Here is a 5,319-nt window from a genome sequence, read left to right as displayed (position 1 = left end):
AAACACCTCGAAGTACAGCTTCTCGTCGAGTTCGGACAGTTCACGCTGGGCAGCGGTGTTCAGCAGTTCGTTGGCCAGTGTCGAGAGGACGCGATAGTTGCCCAGTGCGTGTTCGCACAGCGTGTGGCGCAGCGGCGGCGTCATTAGTTGCGGCGCGCCCGCGCTGGCGAGCAGGTGACCGAGGCACGGCAGCAGATCTTCGGCTGACGCCTTCTCGGTCGCCAGGCGTTTGGCTGCGGCCTTGTCACGGCGACTCTGCACCAGTATGTCGACGGAACCGTGTGCTGATCGACCGCACGCCACAACCAGTGCTTTTGCCGTTGATCGTCACCACAACCTCATCAAGAGGCCACTTGCCGCCGCGCGCCAGCGCCGTCGAACGGATACGTTTGGGGATTGCCAAACCGAACACTTCGTCGCCCAATCCCGCATGGTCATGAGGCTTGACCGGGATTCGTTAAAAATCCGCCACATCTCAGTCTAAGCAGCTGATTTGAATGCGAAATCGATGGTCGGATCGAGCGGCGGAACGTGGCGTAGGAGATCCAACAGATAGTCCCCAAACCGATTGATGTGTTCCCGTCGGTACGGCGACAGTACCTTGAGTACTTCGGCGTCGATCGGATGCCCTTTCCCCTGCAGTTCCTTCAGCTTGCGCGACATCCACTGCACATTGTGCAGGATCACCATGTTCGCGACGAGGTGGTTGTATTTGATCACCTTGCGCTGCTCATGCCGGACGTTTTCCGCGATGACGCCTTCGCCACCGAACATCAGCCATTGAGCGAAGTCATTGAACTGCTCGCTCTTGTTGGTCGCGGCGTGAATCGTGCGCCTCAAGTCCGGTTCATTGAGATATTTCAGCAGGAACAGCGTCCGGATCACGCGTCCCAACTCCCGGAATGCGAAGTAGAGCTTGTTTTTCGTATTCTCCGATCCGAGGCGGCGCAGGATCGTCGACGGCGTCATCCTGCCCGCCTTGATTGACACTGCAACGCGCATCATGTCGGCATAGTGCCGTTCGATCAGTGCCCAGTCAATCGCCTGACGGCACAAGCTGTCGATATGCTTGTACCTGCGACGCCGGTCCGCCTTGTACAGAACGAGGTCCTTGATGTTGCGCATGCGCGGCATCAGGTTGATGCCAACCACGTACGACAGACCGAAGACCGGACCGCTTTGCGCCTGCGTATCGCCATGGATCGTATCGGGCTTGACGTCGGCGCCGTTCAGGATCAGCCCATCGAGGATGTAGACGGCTTCGTGGACGCCGCACGGGATGAAGTGACTGAACAGCGCGATGTACATGTCGGACACATGATAGTAGCCGATCCCGCCGTATCCCCCATAGCGAACGTGATACTCGGACAGCAGGTTCTGCTCGTACAGGCTCCACTTGGTGCCGTCGGCCGAGGCGCGCTTGCCGCTGCCCCAGTATTTTGGCAACGCGAACTGGTTGTACGCGTTGATCACCTTCACGTTCGCCTTGTCGAGCCGCTCCTCCGTGACGTGTTTCAGGTTCAGCCAGGCGACCTGTTTGCGGGTGAGCCCTTTCACCGAGCGCGCCGTCTGGCTCGGCCCCAGGTTGCAGCCGTAGCAGAACAGCGTCGTGATGAAACGCTTGCGCGGATCGTCGATCTTCGCGTCAAACCCGGACAGCGGTCCAAACAGTTTATGCAACTCGAGCCACTGCTCGGTTTCAGTGAGGAGATCCAGGATGCTGAGCTGCGGCATCGATGCCGTGATGGCCTGATCGATCAGCGTGCGGTTCGGCGGCTCGGGCTCCTTGCCCGGCTTGTGAATGACGAGTTCCTCATTAACGAACTCGATGCTGTCGTTTGCCGGGAAGTTCGCATCGGCCTCGTCGAGCGCCGCGTTCAGCCTGTCTCGCAGATCCTTCGCGAAGCTCTTGCCGTCCGTGGGCAAGCCTACGATCGCGCAGTAGCGCGGCAGTTCACGCCGGAATTCCTCGTCGGTGACCTGATGCACCCGATAATCGTCGAAGCGGTCGCTGCCCTCCACATAGAGGTCGCCGGAATTGAGTTCCCGCGTGATCTGGCTGAAGACACCCAGCTCGAAGAACCGGCGGTGCAGCATCCGGCTGTCCCGTCCGTGCGGGAACACCGCGCGCTCCCACTTCTCCGGCAACCAGTTCAGCGGCAGGTTCGCGAGGTCGTTGTCGGTCAGCAGCAGGTATTCGCGGTGCGCGTCACGGAAACCTTGCAGCCACGCGAGCGCGACCAGCACCGCGCGGTCCTGCGAGCTCGATTGCAGCGGCAGCACGTCCAGGCACTGGAACAGCAGCGAGCGTTGGGTGCGGTACGGCACGAGCATGAACGGCAGATCGAACTGCCCGGCATAAGCGATGTGCTCGTTGCATTGCGCGAGCGCTTCGGCCGGGTCGCCGAGCGCCTCGCGGATTTTCGGTAACCGGTTGCGCTCCGATACGTCCTCGTCCTGAAGAATCTGCAGGACGTCCCGGAACTGCCCGACCAGTCCCTCCAGCACGTCGGCGTGCTCAAGCTGGTATTTTTGCAGCCGGACCTTTGCGTAGGACTCCAGCTTGCGCACCACCTTGATGAAGATCTCGGCGACGTCATCGAGCGCCTTCTGCAACTGCGCCTGGATGAACAGTACCGCGAGCGCATGACGCTTCGCGGTTTTGAGCGAACGCAGTTCCGCGACGTCGAGCGCCCGGGCTTCGGTGACCAGTTGGGCACGCTTGCTGACAGACAGGATAGAGGGTGGCGCCGGCAAGCCTTCCGCCAGTGTCCTGATCCCGTTGATATGTTTGAGGAAACTGGCGATCGCCCGCGCAGCGGGTCGCTTCGGCTCCTGTTTCAGATCGTCCCAACCCGACTTGCCGGCCTTGACGACGAGAAGCGCGTCGATCCGTTCAACGAGTGCTGCGTCGAGTGCACCGGTGATCGCCCCATAGATCGCCTCGTTGAGATCGTTGCGCGCCTGCGTGGCGATGCGCTGCAGCGTCGCCACCGGTGGCAGCTCATACCGGCACCGGATCAGTTCCTCGGTCAGCACGTTGATGATATCGGGCAGTTCGATCTTTGTCCGGGCTTCCGCCGACGCCAGTTCAGCAAGCGATGCCGCCTCACTCGCATCGAACGCCCGGATGTCAAGCCAGCCGCGCAGCAGTTTCTGGTGACGGATGCGGGTGCCCGACACGTCATACCGTGCGATCGCCGTCCGGGACAGGACGCGGGCCCGCATCGATGTCCGGATGTGATCGATAATGGCAGGTGGCACCTCCACGAGCATCGGGAAGTAACCGAGACGCTGCAGGAGCTTTAGCTGCACCATGATCAACACGGCTGAGACTTCCTGCCGGGATTGCCGGCGCACGAAGCGGATTTCCGCGGCGCTCGGCGTGAATGCCGCTTTCAGCTCCGCCTCGCCCGGCTCCGCAGGCAGCACCGGATAGATGGTCTCGTGGACAGTCGTCACGTTGGCTGCCGCCGCGCAAAGATCTGCTCGATCTGCCGGGTACGCTGAACTTCGTCGTCGTCCAGGTAGATCGAGGTCGTTGTGATCGACGCGTGACGCAGATTGTCGCGCACAGTCGTCAGCGTGGCGCCCTGTGCGAGAGCATTTGTAGCGTGCGTGTGCCGCAGCCAGTGTGGCGTCGCGCGCTGCAGCTTGTCGGCGAGTGCCGGGTGGTCGGCCCGAATTGCGTCGGCGGCGGTCTGGAAGAACCGGCGCAGCACCTCCCTCAGGCGCGGCGTGGTGATGCCGCCGAATTCGTCGAGATGGCCGAGCAGCGGCGTATCCGGTGCCCAGCGTGCTGGGCTCACGGGCAGACCGCGCTGCATCAGGTACTGGTCCAACGCAAATCGTGCGAGCGGCGGCAGCACCACCTTACCAGCCTTCGCCCCCTTCCCGGTGAGGTGAAGCCACCGCTCGCCGCGCGTGCCGGTCATGATACCGCCGAGTGTAACGCTGACCAGTTCGCCGGCGCGCAGGCCGGTCGCGTAACCGAAATCGAGCAGAAAGCGCAGACGCTGCGCGGCGGGAACCGCCCAGCCATACGACCATTCGAGGCCATCGGCAATCGTGCGGATCAGCTCCCACTCTCCGGCCGTAAAGGCGCGCGAGATGTCCAGCTCACCATTGCGCTGCGCGCCGCGCACCCTGAGGCCTGCAAACGGATTCGCGAGCACGTAGCGCTGCGCAATCAGCCAGCGAAACATTGCACTCAGAACCGACAGCGCATAGGCGATGGAATCTGGCGACAGCGCGCCCGTGAACGGCCGCCACTCGGACGACGATCGCGGGCGCGCTGTCGCGACCCACCGGGCGCGAGGTGTGGGATGGCGCAGGAAGGCGCGATAAGCGGTCGCATCCTCGCTCGTGAGCGAAGACAGCGCCTTGCCGCGCTCGGCAATCGCCCACAGCAGCAGGCGCTCGGCTTCCCGGCGGTAGGCGCGCTGGGTTTCAATTGCCTCGTGCCGCTCGAGCCAGGCGCTGATTGCCTGATAGTCGTTATCGGCCTCGAGCGCGCACATCGGTTTCGGCGCGCGAAAGACGCCGCGCGAGCCGTCAACGTCATGCGGCACGCGAATCTTTTCCCACGGCACTACGGGTTCCGGCGTCGCCACCACGATCAGCGCGCGGGCGCGTTCGGTGAGCGCCGGGTGGGCGGCAAAGAAGGCTTCAATATGGCGTGCGCTGCGCATGCCGAGTCCGGGAATCGTGCGCCACCAGCGCTGGCGACGAGGGATGCGCACGGTCAGATCGGCTAGCGTCCGGATGCCATGCTGATGCAGCACGGGGACGACACGGGCTGGCAGCCAGGCTCCGATCGGATCGCTTACCTGCGGTTGCGGGACCGCGAGCGTCGGCAGGATGTCCAGCGCCCGGGTCGCGGCCTTGCGGTAACGGGTCCGTTCGCCCATCGCGCACTGAAACAGCCGGGCCAGATCGGCGCGATGCCGGTTGAGGGCAAAACTGGCGAGCTGCCGACGAATCCGGCCGATCACGCCGCGCGCCGACTGGCCACCTTCGAGCGCCTGCGGGCAATAGCGCTCGAGCGCCTCGCGCGAGCCGACACCCGCGTACCACGCGCGTAGCGCGGACAGGCACGCGGTGTCGGGAAAGGACGGTGACGACGGAACGTTCGGCATCCGGAGATTATAGGCAACGGAATGGCAGCGGAGCTGCCGGTCAGGTGTGGCGCGTTTCCCGAAACGGGAGTTTTGCCCATATATGTAGCCCTATCGATAATATGTGTTAGCGATAGGGACGCGTAGAAATTCGGCGATGTGCCGATCTCAGCTCTCGGTTCACACATCGCCCCATCGGGTA

Annotated in this window: 2 protein-coding genes and 1 pseudogene; all 3 read right to left on the bottom strand. The window is 63.1% G+C overall.

What is annotated here, in order from left to right; translation table 11 throughout:
* Positions 1–435, bottom strand: a pseudogene (locus AWB78_RS50215) (DDE-type integrase/transposase/recombinase); the annotation flags it as partial.
* A gap of 45 nt (positions 436–480) precedes the next feature.
* The gene (locus AWB78_RS41345; RefSeq protein WP_062612928.1) at positions 481–3,462 is read right to left on the bottom strand and encodes a Tn3 family transposase; all 2,982 of its coding nucleotides are present in this window, start codon (positions 3,460–3,462) and stop codon (positions 481–483) included.
* Positions 3,459–5,138, bottom strand: a complete 1,680-nt coding sequence (locus AWB78_RS41340; protein WP_062612925.1) for a site-specific integrase — start codon at positions 5,136–5,138, stop codon at positions 3,459–3,461. Before AWB78_RS41340 ends, AWB78_RS41345 begins: the two co-directional genes overlap by 4 nt.
* Positions 5,139–5,319 lie beyond the last annotated feature (181 nt).

This window comes from Caballeronia calidae (assembly GCF_900044055.2).
Lineage (GTDB): Bacteria > Pseudomonadota > Gammaproteobacteria > Burkholderiales > Burkholderiaceae > Caballeronia > Caballeronia calidae.
Note: the sequence above shows the minus strand (reverse complement) of the source record. Positions and strands in the feature narration are given on the sequence as shown.

Excerpts from the sequence above, each read along its gene's own strand:
- AWB78_RS41340 (WP_062612925.1), bottom strand. The coding sequence starts at position 5,138 with ATGCCGAACGTTCCGTCGTCACCGTCCTTTCCCGACACCGCGTGCCTG.